General features: G+C 58.5%; 16 protein-coding genes. 3 read left to right on the top strand and 13 right to left on the bottom strand.

The annotated features are described in order from the left end of the window. Positions 1 to 2: 2 nt before the first annotated feature. Entirely contained in the window at positions 3 to 1,100 is a 1,098-nt protein-coding gene (locus J3P94_RS14640; RefSeq protein WP_434568515.1) for an alpha/beta hydrolase, read from the top strand. Positions 1,101 to 1,106: 6 nt separating this feature from the next. On the opposite strand, the gene J3P94_RS14635 is transcribed toward J3P94_RS14640, so the two are convergent. Beyond that, positions 1,107 to 1,982 carry a LysR family transcriptional regulator gene (locus tag J3P94_RS14635; protein WP_434568514.1) on the bottom strand — a complete coding sequence of 292 codons (876 nt, stop codon included), beginning with the start codon at positions 1,980 to 1,982 and terminating at the stop codon, positions 1,107 to 1,109. A 99-nt stretch (positions 1,983 to 2,081) separates the two neighbouring features. Between J3P94_RS14635 and J3P94_RS14630 the strand changes: the two genes are divergently transcribed. Then, positions 2,082 to 3,251 (top strand): mandelate racemase/muconate lactonizing enzyme family protein, encoded by a 1,170-nt coding sequence (locus tag J3P94_RS14630; protein WP_434568513.1) that lies wholly within the window; start codon positions 2,082 to 2,084, stop codon positions 3,249 to 3,251. 97 nt (positions 3,252 to 3,348) lie between these two features. Next, on the top strand, positions 3,349 to 4,656 hold the full coding sequence (dctA, locus tag J3P94_RS14625; RefSeq protein WP_434568512.1) for a C4-dicarboxylate transporter DctA: 1,308 nt from the start codon (positions 3,349 to 3,351) through the stop codon (positions 4,654 to 4,656). A 21-nt stretch (positions 4,657 to 4,677) separates the two neighbouring features. On the opposite strand, the gene J3P94_RS14620 is transcribed toward dctA, so the two are convergent. The 12 genes from J3P94_RS14620 to tssK all read right to left on the bottom strand — a co-directional run bounded on the left by J3P94_RS14620 (position 4,678) and on the right by tssK (position 16,038). After that, a complete protein-coding gene (locus J3P94_RS14620) occupies positions 4,678 to 5,472 on the bottom strand; it encodes an SDR family NAD(P)-dependent oxidoreductase (protein ID WP_434568511.1) in 795 nt (264 codons plus the stop codon). Between the two features lie 172 nt (positions 5,473 to 5,644). Continuing rightward, positions 5,645 to 6,445, bottom strand: coding sequence for a DUF6708 domain-containing protein (locus J3P94_RS14615; RefSeq protein WP_434568510.1), 801 nt, complete (start codon positions 6,443 to 6,445; stop codon positions 5,645 to 5,647). A 160-nt stretch (positions 6,446 to 6,605) separates the two neighbouring features. Continuing rightward, positions 6,606 to 6,755, bottom strand: a complete 150-nt coding sequence (locus J3P94_RS14610) for a hypothetical protein (RefSeq protein ID WP_434568509.1) — start codon at positions 6,753 to 6,755, stop codon at positions 6,606 to 6,608. Between the two features lie 315 nt (positions 6,756 to 7,070). Continuing rightward, the gene (locus tag J3P94_RS14605; RefSeq protein ID WP_434568508.1) at positions 7,071 to 8,054 is read right to left on the bottom strand and encodes a hypothetical protein; all 984 of its coding nucleotides are present in this window, start codon (positions 8,052 to 8,054) and stop codon (positions 7,071 to 7,073) included. Positions 8,055 to 8,057: 3 nt separating this feature from the next. After that, positions 8,058 to 9,149, bottom strand: coding sequence for a hypothetical protein (locus J3P94_RS14600; protein WP_434568507.1), 1,092 nt, complete (start codon positions 9,147 to 9,149; stop codon positions 8,058 to 8,060). Positions 9,150 to 9,152: 3 nt separating this feature from the next. Continuing rightward, positions 9,153 to 9,509, bottom strand: coding sequence for a DUF4150 domain-containing protein (locus tag J3P94_RS14595; protein WP_434568506.1), 357 nt, complete (start codon positions 9,507 to 9,509; stop codon positions 9,153 to 9,155). A gap of 1 nt (position 9,510) precedes the next feature. Next, positions 9,511 to 10,860, bottom strand: coding sequence for a DUF2169 family type VI secretion system accessory protein (locus J3P94_RS14590; RefSeq protein ID WP_434568505.1), 1,350 nt, complete (start codon positions 10,858 to 10,860; stop codon positions 9,511 to 9,513). A gap of 9 nt (positions 10,861 to 10,869) precedes the next feature. Further along, positions 10,870 to 12,882 (bottom strand): type VI secretion system Vgr family protein, encoded by a 2,013-nt coding sequence (locus tag J3P94_RS14585; protein WP_434568504.1) that lies wholly within the window; start codon positions 12,880 to 12,882, stop codon positions 10,870 to 10,872. 27 nt (positions 12,883 to 12,909) lie between these two features. Beyond that, positions 12,910 to 13,167 (bottom strand): PAAR domain-containing protein, encoded by a 258-nt coding sequence (locus J3P94_RS14580; RefSeq protein WP_434568503.1) that lies wholly within the window; start codon positions 13,165 to 13,167, stop codon positions 12,910 to 12,912. A 70-nt stretch (positions 13,168 to 13,237) separates the two neighbouring features. Then, positions 13,238 to 13,750 carry an Hcp family type VI secretion system effector gene (locus J3P94_RS14575; RefSeq protein ID WP_305494694.1) on the bottom strand — a complete coding sequence of 171 codons (513 nt, stop codon included), beginning with the start codon at positions 13,748 to 13,750 and terminating at the stop codon, positions 13,238 to 13,240. A gap of 103 nt (positions 13,751 to 13,853) precedes the next feature. Further along, positions 13,854 to 14,699, bottom strand: coding sequence for a type IVB secretion system protein IcmH/DotU (gene icmH, locus J3P94_RS14570; RefSeq protein ID WP_434568502.1), 846 nt, complete (start codon positions 14,697 to 14,699; stop codon positions 13,854 to 13,856). Continuing rightward, on the bottom strand, positions 14,692 to 16,038 hold the full coding sequence (gene tssK / locus J3P94_RS14565) for a type VI secretion system baseplate subunit TssK (protein ID WP_434568501.1): 1,347 nt from the start codon (positions 16,036 to 16,038) through the stop codon (positions 14,692 to 14,694). The genes icmH and tssK overlap by 8 nt, the downstream gene beginning before the upstream one ends. Positions 16,039 to 16,070 lie beyond the last annotated feature (32 nt).

Genomic DNA, 16,070 nt, shown 5'->3' with positions numbered 1-16,070 from the left:
CCATGACCGAAGCTGAAAATTTCCAGGCGTATGCCCAGGCATCTCGGGCCTGGATCGAGGAAAAGCGCCTGTTCCAGACCGAGAATCACGCCGATGAGCTGGCTTGGAACGCACCTTATGAAGTGCGCCCCGATGTTCCTTCCACCAAGGCCATTCTCTTGCTCCATGGCTTGGGGGACTCACCCTGGTCCTTCGTCGATATCGCCCGGGATCTGGCCGCGCAAGGCTACGTGGTGCGCGTCGCATTGCTGCCCGGGCATGGCACCAAGCCGGCCGACCTGATCGATGTGCAACTGGAACAGTGGCAACAGTTGGTCGAGCAGCAGGTTGCGTTGCTGCACAAGGAGTTCGCGAACGTCTACCTGGGCGGTTTCTCGACCGGCGCCAATCTGGCGCTGGCCTATGCCGCCGGGGACCCGGACATCAAGGGCCTGGTGCTGTTTTCCCCGGCCTTTCGCTCGAGCGAGTCCTACGACTGGGCCACGCCCTGGCTGGCGCATTTCAAGACCTGGATCCTTGCGCCCGACAATTCCCGGCCGCAGCAGTCGCCCGTGCGCTATCACAACGTACCCACCAACGGCTTTGCCCAGTTCTACCGCAGCAGCGTAGCGGTTCGCCGGCTCATCGAGCAGCAAGACTTCGATCGGCCGGTGGTTATCGTGCTGACCGAGCAGGATTCAGTCGTCGACGTGCGCTACGTGCGGGAGCTGTTCCAACGGCGCTTCACCCATGCCGCGAGCCGATTGATCTGGTATGGCCAGGCGCAGCCGACCGGTGACAAGGGCGCTGCGCAGGAGCGGCGCATCCTGACGCGCAGCGACCGCATCGCCGATGAACGCATCAGCCAGTTTTCCCACATGGGCATCCTCTTCTCGCCAGCCAACCCGCTCTACGGTCGTTCGGGCACCTTGCGGTTCTGCCGCAACAGCCGCAATGCCGACGAAGTGGCCCGGTGCGAAGCGGGGGAAGAGGTCTGGTATTCGGACTGGGGGTACAGCGAGCCGGGGAAGATCCACGCACGGCTGACCTACAATCCTTATTTCGAATGGCAGTCCGGGGTGATTCGTGGGGTTTTACAAGTGGCAGAGCAGGGCAGTTGAATCGCCCTAACCCTTCAGCCTGTTCCAGAACTCCTCTGCCGCTGCGCTGATCGGCGCGGTTGGGCGGGTGAGATGGATTTCCAATGGAATATCCCAGCTCTCATCCAGGGCCCGGACCAGGCGCCCGTCGGCCATTTCCTGTTCTGTCAGGCTCTTGGGCAGCCAGGCGACGCCTTTGCTTTCCAGTGCCATGGACATCAGCACCGCGGCGAGATGGCTGCTGAAAAGCGGCTTGAGGTGCAGGTATTCCTCCTTGCCGTGGAGTCGGTGAGCGACGATACGCCCGAGTCCCGATTCCTGGGTGTAGGCCAGGTAGGGCAACGTCGCCGGTGACGTACCGAAATTGGCCGAGGCACTCGCCAAGGGTATGAGGACGTCCTCGCCGACTTTTTTCCCGCTGAATTGATCAGGCGCCAACAGTGGCGGTACGTCGGGGTGCCGATGGCAGAGCAGGAACTGCACCTGGCCGTGAATCAGCATCTGTTCGCACACCGCCATGCTGTCGGAGTGCAGGCGCACGGCATCTATCGGCGCGCCATGCTCGGCGCTTCTCAGCCAGCGCGGAAAAAACGTGAACGACAGCGAATGCGTGGCTGCAAATTGCAGCGTCTTGGCGGCCACTCCGGCGACTTCCTGGGCCTCGGTGCGCAGCCTGTAGAGGCGCCTCGCAGCCTCCTGGGCGCCAGGCAGAATCTGCCTTCCAGCCTCGGTCAGCGTCGCGCCTTGAGGCGTGCGCACAAACAGATCCACGCCCATCCAGTTTTCCAGCGAACGGACCCTGCGACTGAAAGCCGGCTGCGTAACGTGGCGCGCTTCGGCGGCGCGAACGAAGCTGCCGTACTCTGCAAGCGCTGAAAAATCTTCTAGCCAGACGAGTTCCAAGGGCAATGCCTCCTGTGCATAGGGCGCGGCATTAATAGCATTGGGCGGGTTTCGTCGCAAAGCATAACGTGGGGTCAACCACAACAAGAGGAACCCCTCATGCGTATCGTCGACATCCGCGAAAAAACCGTTTCCATCGCCTCTCCGATTGCCAATGCCTATATCGATTTTTCGAAAATGACCTGCTCGGTCGTGGCGGTTGTCACCGATGTGATTCGCGATGGCAAACCGGTGATTGGTTACGGTTTCAACTCCAACGGTCGCTACGGCCAGGGCGCGCTGATGCGTGATCGATTCCTGGCGCGAGTCACCGAGGCCGACCCGGAAACGCTGATCGACAAGGAACACGCCAACCTGGATCCGTTCGCCATCTGGAAAACCCTGATGACCAACGAGAAACCGGGTGGCCACGGTGAGCGTTCAGTGGCCGTCGGCACCATCGACATGGCCGTGTGGGACGCTGTCGCCAAGATCGAAGGCAAGCCGCTGTACCGCCTGTTGGCCGACCGTTATCGCGGTGGCGTGGCGGATGACAAGGTCTGGGTCTATGCGGCGGGTGGTTATTACTATCCCGGCAAGGACCAGAGCAAGCTCAAGGCAGAAATGCAGGGTTATCTGGATCGTGGTTATGACGTGGTCAAGATGAAGATCGGCGCGGTGCCACTGGACGAAGATATCCGGCGCATCGAAGCGGTACTTGAAGTGGTAGGGGACGGGGGGCGACTGGCGGTTGATGCCAACGGCCGCTTCGATCTGGAGACCGGTATCGCCTACGCCGAAGCCATCAAGCAGTACAACCTCTTCTGGTACGAGGAAGTCGGCGATCCGTTGGACTACGCGCTCCAGGCCGAGCTCGCCAATCACTATGAACTGCCGATGGCGACCGGTGAGAACCTGTTCTCCCACCAGGACGCGCGCAACCTGCTGCGGCACGGCGGCATGCGTCCGGATCGCGATTACCTGCAGTTCGATTGCGCCCTGTCCTACGGGCTCGTGGAGTACATGCGCACCCTGAAAGTCATGGAAGAGATGGGTTGGTCTTCGCGCCGCGTGGTGCCCCATGGGGGCCATCAGATGTCCCTGAACATCGCCGCCGGTTTGCACCTGGGCGGCAACGAATCGTACCCCGATGTGTTCCAGCCGTTCGGTGGTTTTGCCGACGGCATCCGCGTGGAAAACAGCTACGTCGGCCTGCCGGATATTCCTGGCGTCGGTTTCGAAGCCAAGTCCGCCCTGTACGCGGTCATGCGCGAGCTGGGCGAGGGCTGATCGTCCTCATCGCCGCGGCCTCCAACGAGGCTGCGGCATCGGGCGTCGCGCAGACGCCTGCCACATGCCCATCACAACAATAAAATGAGGTGCTCTCGTGGAAATCTCCAAGTCTCGCTGGTATAGCCAGTTGTACGTGCAAGTGCTGATCGGCATCGTGATCGGCGCAGCGATCGGTTACTTCATCCCGAATGTCGGGGCCAAGCTCCAGCCCTTCGCCGATGGCTTTATCAAACTCATCAAGATGCTGTTGGCGCCGATCATCTTCGGCACGGTGGTCGTGGGTATCGCCAAGATGGGCAGCATCAAGGAGGTCGGAAGGATTGGTGTGAAGGCGTTGATCTACTTCGAGATCCTTTCGACCATTGCGCTGGTCGTCGGCCTGGTCGTGGTGAACGTCGTGAAGCCTGGCGTCGGGATGAACATCAATGCCAACTCCCTGGATGGCAGCTCCATCAGCAAGTACAGCCAGGTGGCGAGTGAGCAGGGCGGTACCGTCGAGTTCTTTCTCAACATCATCCCGCAGACGTTTGTCGGCGCGTTCTCCAATGGCGTCATGCTCCAGGTGATTCTGCTGTCGGTGCTGATGGGTGTCGCCCTGGTGCAAATGGGCGAAACCAGCAAGCCGCTGATCAACACCATCGATCTGTTCCTGCAGGGGCTGTTCAGGATAGTCGCAATGGTCATGCGCCTGGCGCCAATCGGCGCGGGCGCCGGCATGGCGTTTACCATCGGCAAATACGGCATCGGCACTTTGCTGTCGCTGGGCCAGTTGCTGGTCGCTCTGTATGTCACGACGCTGATTTTCATCGTCGTCGTGCTGGGCGCGGTCGCCCGATGGTCGGGGATGCCGCTGATGCAGTTCCTTCGTTATTTCAAGGACGAGATCCTCATCACGCTGGGGACCTGCTCGACCGAAGCGGTGCTTCCGCGAATGATGGTCAAGCTTGAAAAACTCGGCTGCAGAAAGTCAGTCGTGGGCATGGTCTTGCCCACCGGGTACACCTTCAATGCCGATGGCACCTGCATCTACCTGACGATGGCGGCGATCTTCATCGCCCAGGCCACCAATACGCCGCTGACGTTCATAGACCAGATGATCCTGCTGGGTGTGTTCCTGCTCACATCAAAAGGTTCGGCGGGTGTCGCCGGTGCCGGTTTCGTGACCCTCGCCGCGACACTCACCACGATTCATTCCATCCCCTTGGTCGGGCTGGTGTTGCTGCTCGGCATCGACCGATTCCTCAATGAAGCACGGGCCGTTACCAACCTGATCGGCAATGGCATCGGCACCATCGCCATCGCCAAGTGGGACAATTCCTTCGACGTGCAAGCCTGCGAGCGTGAGATCGCGGCGATGAAACAAGAGAAGGCCGATCGAAAGACGCTGTTGGCGCCTAAATGACGACGCCGACCGGTCATGCGGTCAGTCCAGTGACCGGTCCGGCGCCTTGTTCTCGACCAGGCAGTTGCCGCCGTCCACAACCATTACTTCCCCGGTGATGTAGCTCGCCTCGGCAGAGGCGAGGAAGGCGACCAGCGCGGCGACTTCCTCCGGGCGACCGGCCCGGCGCATCGGTGTATAGCGTGCGGCATTGGCTTCCTCGGCGGTGGTCGAGCCGGTGGCGATCCAGCCGGGTGCGACGCAGTTCACCGTGACTCCCTGCCGGGCCACTTCCAGCGCCAGGCCCATGCTCATGCCCACCATGGCGGCCTTCGCGGCGCTGTAGGCCGCCTCGCCAGGATTGCTGCACCGGGTGCCAGTGGTGGAACTGATATTGACGATGCGCCCGTAATTGCGCGACTGCATGCCGGGCAGGACGGCGCGGGTCAGCAGGAAAGCCGTGGTCACATTTCGCGCCAGCGACAGGTTCCACAGCGCCAGGTCCATGGTTGCCACCTCGGAGAAAGACTCCGGACTGCCTTGCATGGCCATGCCGGCGTTGTTCACCAGGATGTCGATCCGGCCCCAGACGGACTCCGCCCACGACCCAAACTCGCGTACCTGTTTTTCATCGGTGAGGTCGAGGGGCCGTCCCGCGACTTCAAACCCTTCGGCGCGCAGTTCCTCGATGCGCGCTTCGATGCGCGCGCTGCTGGCGGTAACGATCAGCCTGGCGCCGGCGGCACCGAGCCTGCGGGCGATCGCCATGCCGATGCCCGTCTCGCTGCCAACGCCACTGACGAGCGCCACTGGGTTAAGTCCGATTGCGTTTGGCATGGCAGTCTTCCAAGAGTGGTGGTTGGTCAGTATGGCATCGATTTACCGGGGCAAAGAGCGCTCTACTGCGGCCACTGCTCCAGCAGGATTGAGACGAACTCCTATACGGGAGGCAGCAGAGGTGGCGAAGGGCAAGTGTCGTATATGAGCTGCTTCGGTTGATGACTTGTATTCAGGGCGCGGTGCGTGACTCCAGGTCTATTTCCGTTGGCCATCGCACCTTGGGTGCCAAGCGGCGCGCGAGGTTTAAGGTCACGTCTTCGTTGTTCCAGTCGCGAGGTGGGCGGGAGAAGGTCGGCAGGGCTTGCGGGCCTTGCTGCATGAAGAGTTGGGCCATGGCCCAGTACATTTCGCCTTGTTGGATCTCGTGGGCGAAATGAAAGCGATCGATCACGTGGTGGGTGCCAGGTTTCACCACGGCAAGAGTGACAGTTTCGATGAGGCCGCCACTGCCCATGGGGCCGTATACGCTGCAAGCTTCGGCGCGCAGATCATCCCAGTCATAGACTTCGGTCCGTACGCCCCAGGCGCAGCGGCTGAAGGGCCTGAGGCCGTCGTGGTGGAAGCGGTAGACATAGACTTTGCGCCGCAAGCGGTTGAAGCGGATGGGTTCGTCGCGGGGGGCGGCGGTGTCCATTCTCCAGAAATAGATACCTGCCCACAGGGCAACAATAAAACCCAAGAGTAAAAAAAAGCTAGGAATGAAAGGGGGCGTACCCTCCTTCAATATGTATGCGATCAAAGTGAAGGGGGCGATCTGAGAAAGCAAGAACATAAAAGGAGTTAACCAAACACCAACCCCACGCATTCTCATCGTGGCGCGTGCCAGTTCGAGATACGCGTTGCTAACATGGTTGGGTGGATTCGAGAGTACTGAAGGGTACGGTTCAATAGAGGGCGACTCGTTTGGTCCCGGCAGATCGTGCTTCCAGCCAGGAGCAGGTTTGTCGAGAAGAGGTGCTGTGAATAACATGATGGAGAGTTCCAGTTCGGGGTGAGAGCTGTTTGTGATTTTTGGCTTGTCGAGCGGGCAGCAGGTAACCAGTAGGTGGACTCACTGTTGGTGACGAGCAGCGATGGTTGCCATAAAAAAGTTGACGAATGAGTACGCCAGTTGCGCCATCGGCTGTGGTTTACAAACTGTCCATCAAGATGAGCTCTGCATAGGCATCGTGAATGTCGCGATCGGGCCAATAGGTCACAGACAAGGTGGCCGCTTCAATGTTGTGCCGACGGCTGTCGGGCAACAGCACCACGGCGCCTTTGATGTCCTTGACCTGCAAGGTACGGGCGTCGGCCAGCGAGACGGTGCGTACTTCCTGTTGGGGTAGGGTGCTGTCGGCTTGGTAAGCCGGCTTTATCTAAAGATTTTAAGTATAGCTTTGTGACTCCTTTTAAAATTCAACGATCATTTTCAGTCTCAGCATTTTTTTGAGTTTAACGTTCGTTTTTTCTTCTCCGTCCCATCTTTGTCCAGGCGGCGGAGACTTCCAGTTCTGCGCTACCACCCATAACGAGTTCGAGCTCCGAGCCGTGCATTTCATCGAGGCTCTAGTGGGCCTTTATGGGTACGGTTTTGGCTATTTTTTTGTGCGAGGTTAGTTATCGATATGTTTGAACTCTTCCCAGATACTGCCATCGAAGCGTATTAATTTGTATGCCGAGAGAGCCCAGAGCACGCCGTCGGTTGAATCTACTGAGGAAACATGTTGGGCTGTTATCGGTTCTTTTTCAATGTTTAGGTTTGTCATTCTATAAATGCCATCGCTGGCACCGATATAGAAACTGCCATTGAACTCGGTAATTGCATGGAAATCCACATCAAGCGTTTTTCTTGTTATTGCTCTAAATCCTATGATGTGGTTGCCGGATAATATGGTTCCTCGGCTCCCGACTATCCATGACATATTGTTTTTGTCTATGTATATGGCGTGCAGGTCGGCCGCAGTGATTTGTTTTAGTTTATTCCACATTCCTCCGTTGTAATGAGCAATGAACCCGGTGGTTCCTACGGTATATATGTTGTCTTTGCTGCTTCCGGTTATATCAGAAAGACTGGTGACGTGATTTATGTACAGATTGAATTTATCTTCTATAGTAAGATTTTCGGCTTCGGTCGGCGATGGAGTGACTTGGAGAATATCATGGTCGATATGCTCCCAATTGGTGAAGGTTTTTCTATAAATTTGGCACTGGTGTCCACAAACATAAAGAGCACCATCTATGTATTTTATCTTGTTGACGTATCCGTAAAGCATGCTTGTTGGCAGAAGCCCGGCGTCTTTGATTTTGTCTATTGTTGTTTTTGCCCTACTCAATATCTCCACGTCTCCTTCTTCGCTTAATGCATATACCATCCGTGGCTTATCGTTAGTTTCGGGTTGAAAGCAGGTTGAAACCACTCGCCATTCGGGTCTGTCATGGTAGAACCATTTGTCCTTGGTTTTATGCTGGTAAAAAAAGAGTCTTGAGTATGACTCGTCTATGGAAAAGTCACTAAAGGAGCAGGACATGTAGTACATGTCTTTGTTTATTGCACAGCCTGTGGTCATTATAATGTCGTTTTTTGAATGTTTTTTCATGATTTAAAACTCACCATTTGAGAGCTTTCCCAGTGAACCTGGAGGCGATTTGCGTGCTAGATTTCCATTTTTGTCAGCGCGCACTTTGAAGCTGTGGTCCAGCTCTTGAAGTTCGTGGTATGCACGAAGTTGAGCTTGAAGCAAGCCCTTATTGCATCCTGTGAATTTTGAGGCCGCTCCCGAACCCAATATTTCAAGTTCCAACAGACTTGCAGTGCCTTGGGGGGTTTTTGAAAGACCAAGAACTGTTTCAGCCTTGTCGTAAAAACTGTGAATTTTGTTGTGCTGAGTTGGGTTCACGCAAATAACCAGACCTTCTGCTTCAGAGAGTCCGCCGGGTATTTGATTTCGTATTTTCTTTTCGCGCCCTCCCAATCTGAATGCACGATCAGGTACAACGTGGTGTCCTGCTAATCCTTTGGCACATTTGTTTGGTCGATATGGGCGTAGTAGGCATTTTTCATTACCGAAAACTTTCCCTCCGTTCGTATCTTTTTTTGCGGTGCCTGCGACGTTGATTTTTTGTGCGGGCACGCCTGTTTTTTTTCCCGCCTTTGCTATTAGCAAACTTCCTTTTATTGCATCTCCGGCAAAGGGTATAGCTGCTGTCGCAGACAGGCCTGCATTGATCGCATCACCCTCAGCCGCATAGATCCCGGCGTTGATCAGATCCGGGATAACCCCCACTCCAGGCACGAAGCCCAACACATCGAAGCCGCCGTGAACCCACGGGCTTGCGCTATTCCACCAGCCTTTTTCTGTATCCGTTTCGGCCTTTATCGGCGGATTGGCCTGCGAGGCGGGGACCGTAGCGGGTGCTGTCTCTCCTACTACTCGGCCGATGGTATTGCCGTTTGCGTTCGTCCCACCGGGAGTTCTATTCAGGCGTGGGTCAGGGTAGTCTGGCAGCGGAACAGGCAGTGCTTCTTTCTGCAACGCCACATACTCGGCATAGGTCATTTCCTGCTGGGTCAGAAGCGTCTCTCCTTCATAGACCTGAACAGTCACGCCCCAGCCGTTCTCAAAACTAGCGAAGACCTTTCCGCCATAAGGCACGAAGGATTTGTTGATGCTGATGTTTAGTGGCTCGGTCATGGACTAGCTCCCGTTCATCCAGAACATGTCGCCATGACGCACCAACAATTTGCCTTCGGCGCGGACGCTGCTGCTCTTCGCCAACGGGTAGCACTTGCCGCCCACGGTGTTGCTCTTGATGCCTTTAGCGGCGCCAGCACCATCGCCGTTGGTGCTGGGCACCAGGCTTTTGTTGAACACCACCAGCGGTTTACCGTTGGCCCTTACCGACTTGGCCACGCCGGTGGCAGTTTTCAGTTCGGCAGTCACCGGGTAAGGCACGGGCGGGATGGCGCTGCCCATCGGGGTTTTGCATACATCCGGGACGATGCTGATGACCTTCCATTTGTCCTGCTGGCGGGCGATCACGTTATCGGCCATGTCAGAGCACCTCCTTGGCTGTGCGCTTGATCAGCGGTGCGCTCGGATCGGTCTCGAAGCGCGCTTCAAGGACGCGGATGCCCAGGTGGTTGGGCAGGCTGATGCGGTGGGTCAGCGCCAAGGTCATGGCTTCGGTGTCGATGCGTAGGGTGTCGGTGAGCATGGGCAGCGGCAGCATGGCGCCGTTGCGTAGGCGCAACAGTACAAAGGGGCGGTGGCCGGGCAGTTCGACGCACAACGTGCCGTCGGGCGTTAGCGTCGGATCAGTCAGGTTGGACAGTTCCAGGCGAAACACAGGCGGCGGGAATTCGATCTGTTGGTCGATCGGCGCGCCGTTCCAGTAGGCAAAGTCGAAATCCCGTGGCAAGCCCGGCCAGCGTTCGCGCTGCCAGGTTTCGTCATAGCACCCGGCCAAGGGCAGGCGCGGAGCCCAGGTACGGCCCACCACGCCAAATCCGGCGGGCTGATTTTTGTAGCTGGCCGCGACCTGCGCCATGCCGTTGGCGTCGAGTTCGCCCTCGGGATGTTTGGCCCGCTCGAGGCGCCACACCGGTTGGTCGATGAGTTCGATCTGCGGCGCAGGCAATTCGCGTAGTGGTTTGTCCAGTTGATAGCCCAGATCTTCCTGGCGCTTTTCGATCCAGCCCCGGCCCAGCGGGTTGCTGTAGCACACCTCGTTGAGCAGGTAGGGTGGCGTGTTTTCATCAACCGCATGTTCGGGGTTGATGACTACGCTGCTGCCCCCGAAGGCATATTCCCAGCGCAGAGACACCAAGGTGGCCGGTTGCGGTTCGGTCAGTTGCCAGCCACCAAACAGGCTGTGGTTGAACTGCCGAGGGCCAGTGAATTTCAGGTACTTGTCCAACAAGTTATGGCGTGTCGGCGCTTCGGCCCGGCGCTTAAAAGCTTCTTGCCGGGCGGTTTGCCACGCGGCCAGTTGATACTCGGTTAACCGTTCGCCGGGGCTCAGCGGCGTCGGCAGCGGCACGTCCACATGGGGCAGTGGTGGCACTGGCGCACTGATGCGCAGGCCAGCAGTCCAGCGTGCGGTCGGTTGGCCTTGGGGCGCATAGGCATTGCCGACCACGATCACATCACAACGAGGTTTGAACGGCGCCAGGTCGCTTTCCTCGCAGACGCTGCTTGACCCTTCCTCGCCGTAGTAGCGATCAGCGGTGCACAGCGCCAGTGGATCCTCATCCATCACTTCGGCGCGAAATTGCCCCGGTTGCCCGTCTATAGGCAACAACCGATAGCCCACTTTCATGACCAGCACCGGGTACTCTTGATCGTCCATGCCCAGCGCGCTAAAGCACAACGCATCGAAGGGCGTCAGATTACGAAACTCCATGTCCGCCCCTCAGTTGATATCGACGTCTTTGCCGTTGATCTGCACGGCGCCGCTGGCGCTGAAATCGAAGGTACGGCCGTTGATCAGCACGGTGCCGTCGGACTTCATCACCAGCGTGGATTTGCCCACCGTGACCTTGAATTCATCCCCGGCGTCGATGGTGAATGTCTTGCCCACCGCCACTGATTTGTGGATGCCGATCTGCTCGCTCTGGCTCAGGCCCACGGTGGTGTTCATGGCGGCGCCGACGCTGGTCTGGTACGCCGCGCCAATGGTCAGCGCCTTGGCCAAACCAATGGTTTCTGCTTTAGCCAGCTTGATGGTCTCGGCCTTGTTGCCGCCGATGGTCACGCTGCGATTGGCACCGATGCTGATGGTTTCGTTCTGGCCGACGTCCTCGGTGCGGTGGTCGCCGATGGACACGGTTTCGTTGTGCTCAACCCGTTCCTTACGGTCGTTGCCGACGAAGATGCCGTTGTTGTTTTTGATGTGGACGTTCTTGTCTTTCTCGGCGTGGATGAACACTTCCTGGTGGCCCAGCTCATCCTCAAAACGCAGCTCATTGAAGCCAGAACCCTTATGGGTGCGGCTTTTGATGGTCATCCGCGTTTTGTGTTTGGGCAGCTCGTACGGCGGTAAATTGGTTTGGCGGTAGGTCCGTCCCGTGGCGATCGGTTGGTCAGGATCGCCATCCAAAAAGCTGATGATCAGTTCCTGATTTATCCGAGGCACGGCCATGGCACCCCAGGTCGCACCGGCCCAGCCTTGGGCCACTCGAATCCAGCACGAACTCTGGTCGTTGTTTTTATCCGAACGATCCCACGGGAACTGCACCTTGACCCGGCCCCATTCATCGCAATAAATCTCTTCTCCCGGCGGCCCGACCACTGTGGCGATCTGCGGGCCGTCGATGCAGGGTTTGTCGCGCAGCGGTGCTTTCCAATCCGAGGTCCAGCGGATGGCGCTGGCCTTCAACGTGTAAGAGGTACCGAGGCCGCTCCCAAACGATTCGTCCTGCAAGCTGGTGTGCTGTTTGCCTTCATGCTTGATGGCAATGGTGCGCCAGCGATCATTGAAGTCCTCACGGGGATGATCGTTGAGGTCGAACGCCAATCCCGGTTGCAGGCGTTCATCGTCGCCTTCCACATGGGCCAGCTTGGCGTCGTTGCGCAGCGCCGCCAGGCGGGTCTTGGTGAAGGGCTTGCCGGCGATGTCGCGCTTATAGCGCCCGGGGTAGTCGTAGCGTTCGTAGTCTTTGTGCTGGTTGTTCAGGTCCTGGTTGCCGGTGGCGGTGTGCTGCTGGTTGTAGCGCGGGTGGGTGAAGGTGTAGTCGCGCTGTACCTGCACGGCAGTGCGTACTTGTTCGGTGTAGTGGAAGCGGGTCAGTGCCGGTTCCAGGGCGTCGCCGCCACTCATCGATTGGTAAGTCACTGGGCAATCGGTGTGAGTACCGATGGTGCCGAGGCCGCCGACGCGGTCGGTGAGCCACAGCGTATGGCCGTCGGCCCGGTGTTCGAAGGTGTAGACCAAGCCTTCTTCGGCGGCGAGGCGGGTGATGAAATCGAGGTCTGTTTCGCCGGCCTGTACGCAGTATTCGCGGGGTTGGTGCTCGAAGCAGATTTCAGTGCGGATGTCGGTCAGCTTTTGCTCCGCCAGCACGCTGGTGATGATGTCGGGCACCGTCTGGCCCTGAAAAATACGCCAGTTGGAACGCAGATTGAAACGCGCCAATGTCGGTTCGACTACGGCGCTGTAGCGGGTGCGGCGAAAGCCGGTGTCGCCCTGTTGGAACAGGCTGACCAAACCGTGGACGTAGCGCACCGGGGTGTCGTTGCGCCAAATGGTAAATAACGCGGCCAGATCGAGCATGCGGAAGAAGTCGATAGCCGGGTGGTGGCTGACCAGTTCCAGTTCCAGTTTGAACGGCTGGGAGAGGCCTTCTTCAAGGGTGAAAGAAACCACTTCGAAGGGATCGCCCCGCAGCGGTTCGAAGGTGTAGCGAAGGTCGCTTTGACGGGGCATGGGGCCTCCTTGTCGAGAGTGTAAATGTCAGTCGATCAACCAGCTGATATCACCGTTTTCCAATTTTCCATCGTGATCGGTGGTATCGCCGACACGGGCTACTGGCTGCCCATTGACGGTCATCAAGGGCGAGCCGCTGGTGATCACGGCGCCGCAGCTGAGCGTGTCGCCAACACGGGCGATGGCTCGCCCATTGACTTTGAAATTCTCCGATCCACTTTCCACAGTGGTGGGTCCACACAATGGGCAATCATGGTCGTGACCGACCAGAACGACGGCAGGCATAGGGCCTCCTCATAAATATTGATTCAGTGAACACTCCGCCGCCTGTGCGGCGAAACGTGTCGGTTGGCGCTTAAGCCGGCTTGCGCCAGTCATCCGAAGCTTCGGTACCGGCCACCACATGGCTCCAACTGACCTTGCGATAAGCCAGGCTGGTCTTGATCAGTTGGGTGTAGTTGGCGTTGTCGCTGTCCTGCGCATGGGGCAGCACGGTGTGGATTTCGACGACAGTGGCGTCTTCGAGCTTGGTGGTGAAGAAGTGCTCCTGCTTGCCGTCGCCCGAGGTGCGGAACCACTTCACTTCAACGGTTGGCAGCATTTCGCCGGTGGCCAGTGCCTGGTAGAGCATGGGCGAGGCTTTGCTCAGGGCGCTGGTAAAAATCAGCGGTTTATGCACGCGCTGGCCGGCAGGCTGACCGCTTTGCGGGTCGGTAGGCGTGGTGATCTGATGGTCGATTTCCTGGGCTAGGATTTCGTCTTCGTGGCCTTCCACATAGACGTTGCCCACCGAGTCGGCGGTGAACGCACCCTTGGTGATGTGGCCCTGACTCTGGCCGTGGATGCTGATGTACGCAGGTGTTGGCATGACAAACTCCTTGTCGCGATCAATGAACGACCCCATGAGGTCGCGGGTTATGGCCAACCGGCCATGGCTTTGCAGGCGCTCGGATGAGCGCGCTGAAAATCGGTTACAGGTTGAGAATCCGTTCCAGGGAGGCGAGCACTTCCTGGGTGATGCGGTTCAGGCGCATGGAATAGATCGTGTAGGCGCAAGTCAGCACGACAGCGGCCAATGCCCATGGCATCCACAACGGCCAGGCGCGCTTGATCCGGTAGTTGCGAGGGGCGACGTTTTTCAGCGGGTCGGTCAGGCGCTTGGGTGTTTCGCCGCGCAAGGGGCGCAACAGGCCGTGCAGTTGGGTAATGATCTTCTGTATTTCTTCATCGCCCTTGGTATGGGCGCCGTATTTGCCCTTGAGACCGGAGACCAGGCACTGGTACATGAACTCCAGCACATGCTGATACCGGGGCGCTTCGAGGATCATGTTGTTCATCACGGTGAAAAATCTTTCGCCGCCTTGGGTTTCGCCGTGGAACTGGCTGAGCAACGAGCGTGCGCTCCAGCTGGAGAGCCTGCCCCAGGTGGTGCGCATGACCACCTCGTCAATCAATAGGCACAGGCTGTAGGAGTAGGCCTTGAGCATGCCGGCGTCGTAGTCGAGCTGACTGACTTCTTCCATGATCGTGGTGATCTGGTTGCTGACGCTTTTGTACAGCGCGGGCACGTCGTCGTGCTGGTCCAGACGGCGTAGGCGGATGACCAGGCCGATCAGCGGCGTGGCGGCATCGCACAACGGGTTCCAGGCCGCGCCGCGGATGTCGAATTCAGGGTCGGCGAGCAGCACGGGTGGCTTTGGCTTGGCCTGCTCTTCAACGGGTTCAGGTTCTTTGCTGCCGGTCGCCTGTTGCAAATAACCCAAGAGCTGATTGGTATTCGCAGGTGGCGTGGTTTCGGTGGACGTTGCTTCATTCATTTCTCTCACTCCTGATCGCCCAGAACTGCAACTCCAGCTCCGGGAATTCGCCGGCGATATGAAAACCAAACCCGCTGCCGCTGCTCAGGCTTTGCCAGGCGGAATGGTGGCGGTCGAGTTCGAAATAGCTGAAGCCGGCATGGAACGGCAGGTGCCGCGGCGCCACCGGCAGCGGCCGTAGTGGAATACCCGATAGTTGCAGGCTGACCAGTTGCTCCAGCCCTTCGGTGGAGGTGATCTTGATCTGCTTGGGCAGTTGCTGACACAGGGTCTCCGCCGGCAGTTCGGCGCGCACGGCAAGGATGAATTCGGCGTTGTCCAGCAGGCACTTGTCGTTCAACGCAGCGGTGCGTACGCCGTACTGTTGAACGACAATCGGCAGCGAAACCGCGCGCGGTTGCAGCACGGTGCCCAGGGCACGGCGCAGGGTGTGTTCCAGAAGCTGGAAGGATTCGCGCAGGTTGTCGTGCTGGTAGGCCGGGTATTCCTGGGGCAGGTGACCTTCATCGGTGAAGGTCACCAGTTCGCCGCAGGCCTGGGCCAGTGCGATGTAAAGCCGTTCCGGGTGAACCTGACGTTGGCGGGCCAGGTGCTGGAACAACGGGAACAAGCGATTGAGGGTTTGCAGCAGGTTGAAGTCGCTGACGTCAGCCACCCCCGACTGACCCGGTGAACCGATACGCTGGGCCAGATTTTTAGCTCGCTCGCGCATCAACCCGGCCACCTCACCGAGATAGCCATGCAGCGCCGGCACCGCTTGCAGGGACAGGCTGGTGGGGTAGAAATGCTCGTCCATCACCAGGCTGCCATCCGGGCGCTTGTCTTTGATCTTGCCCAGGGCGACGCCGGTGAAGGCACTGCGGTCGCTGCGTTCGAGCATCAATTGCAGGTTGGGCACGGCCAGGTCCATGCCGACCTGATCGCCGTCATCGCTGTGGGTATCACGAACTTCTTCCCGGCGGGCGATGTAGCGGCTGTTGCCGTACTGGTCGGGCCAGCGCACTTCGAGTGCGCCGCTGGAGCGCAGCGGCAGGGCCAGGTAGACGATTTGGCCGACGGCGCTGCCGTCAGCGATCTCCAGCGGGGAGGGCGGTGCCAGGTCGTGGGGAATGTCGAAGACACTGCCGTCAGGCATGATCCCGCGTGCCCGGGTAATGGCGATTTTGCCGAAGCTCAGGTACTCGTCGTTCAACGCCAGCTCGCTGAAGCCATGGAGGGCGTCGTTCAGGCTGTGCAAGCGCTGGTGCACGGCGGCTTCGGCGGCGCGGGCCTGTTGCTGGAAGTGCTGGGGCTTGACGAACAGACCTTCATGCCAGATGACGGGGTTGCGTGAACTCATCGGTAATTACTCTGGGCAATAGCGGCTGGAAA

It is taken from the genome of Pseudomonas sp. Z3-8, from assembly GCF_051131975.1.
Taxonomy (GTDB): Bacteria; Pseudomonadota; Gammaproteobacteria; order Pseudomonadales; family Pseudomonadaceae; genus Aquipseudomonas.
The sequence above is the reverse complement of the archived record's forward strand: the minus strand, read 5'-3'. Positions and strand labels throughout refer to the sequence as shown.

Bases quoted from the DNA above. Each gene is read 5' to 3' on its own strand.
- J3P94_RS14640 (WP_434568515.1), top strand. From the start codon at position 3: ATGACCGAAGCTGAAAATTTCCAGGCGTATGCCCAGGCATCTCGGGCC.
- J3P94_RS14630 (WP_434568513.1), top strand. From the start codon at position 2,082: ATGCGTATCGTCGACATCCGCGAAAAAACCGTTTCCATCGCCTCTCCG.
- J3P94_RS14620 (WP_434568511.1), bottom strand. From the start codon at position 5,472: ATGCCAAACGCAATCGGACTTAACCCAGTGGCGCTCGTCAGTGGCGTT.
- J3P94_RS14615 (WP_434568510.1), bottom strand. From the start codon at position 6,445: ATGTTATTCACAGCACCTCTTCTCGACAAACCTGCTCCTGGCTGGAAG.
- J3P94_RS14605 (WP_434568508.1), bottom strand. From the start codon at position 8,054: ATGAAAAAACATTCAAAAAACGACATTATAATGACCACAGGCTGTGCA.
- J3P94_RS14600 (WP_434568507.1), bottom strand. From the start codon at position 9,149: ATGACCGAGCCACTAAACATCAGCATCAACAAATCCTTCGTGCCTTAT.
- J3P94_RS14595 (WP_434568506.1), bottom strand. From the start codon at position 9,509: ATGGCCGATAACGTGATCGCCCGCCAGCAGGACAAATGGAAGGTCATC.
- J3P94_RS14590 (WP_434568505.1), bottom strand. From the start codon at position 10,860: ATGGAGTTTCGTAATCTGACGCCCTTCGATGCGTTGTGCTTTAGCGCG.
- J3P94_RS14585 (WP_434568504.1), bottom strand. From the start codon at position 12,882: ATGCCCCGTCAAAGCGACCTTCGCTACACCTTCGAACCGCTGCGGGGC.
- J3P94_RS14580 (WP_434568503.1), bottom strand. From the start codon at position 13,167: ATGCCTGCCGTCGTTCTGGTCGGTCACGACCATGATTGCCCATTGTGT.
- J3P94_RS14575 (WP_305494694.1), bottom strand. From the start codon at position 13,750: ATGCCAACACCTGCGTACATCAGCATCCACGGCCAGAGTCAGGGCCAC.
- icmH (WP_434568502.1), bottom strand. From the start codon at position 14,699: ATGAATGAAGCAACGTCCACCGAAACCACGCCACCTGCGAATACCAAT.
- tssK (WP_434568501.1), bottom strand. From the start codon at position 16,038: ATGAGTTCACGCAACCCCGTCATCTGGCATGAAGGTCTGTTCGTCAAG.